Origin of the sequence: Escherichia sp. TW14182, from assembly GCF_000208525.1 — a bacterium.
GTDB classification, from domain to species: Bacteria; Pseudomonadota; Gammaproteobacteria; order Enterobacterales; family Enterobacteriaceae; genus Escherichia; species Escherichia ruysiae.
This window is the reverse complement of sequence record NZ_AEJZ01000376.1, coordinates 1-541: the sequence shown is the minus strand read 5'-3', so window position 1 is coordinate 541 and position 541 is coordinate 1. Positions and strand designations below refer to the sequence as shown.

Genomic DNA, 541 nt, shown 5'->3' with positions numbered 1-541 from the left:
ACTGGTCAATGAGCATTATTGGCGTTACGGTTCTGTGCCTGATCATCGGTTTTGTGTCACCGTTGCTGGCCTTTGGCGACGTTCGCCCGTTTGCGCCACTGTGGCTGCGTCTGACGCTTATCGGCCTGATCCTGCTGACTTATGCACTATACGGCCTGTACCGCCTGTGGCGGGCGCTGCGCCTGGATGAACAATTGCTGCGCCGTTTCCTGCATCCACGTGGGGAAGACGTGCCGGTGGCCGGGGAAATTAAAGCTGATTTGCGCACCGTCAGCAATATTGTCACCCGCGCCATCCGGCAACTAAAACAACTACGAGTAGATCAGCCATTCTGGCGTAAGGTACTGGAAGGAAAGCGTTTTCTGTACGAGTTACCGTGGTTTATGGTCATCGGCAGTCCGGGCGATGGTAAAACTACCGCGTTGCTCAACACTGGATTGCAGTTCCCACTAGCAGAACAGATGGAACAGACCGTACATATCCTGAATGTACCTGGTGGCGGCACGCTGCATTGCGACTGGTGGTTTACCAACGAAGCGGT

The 541-nt window shown here is 54.7% G+C and carries 1 pseudogene; it reads left to right on the top strand.

Annotated elements, in window-relative coordinates:
* Window positions 1-541 (top strand): annotated as a pseudogene (locus EQY_RS0122000) (type VI secretion system membrane subunit TssM); the annotation flags it as partial.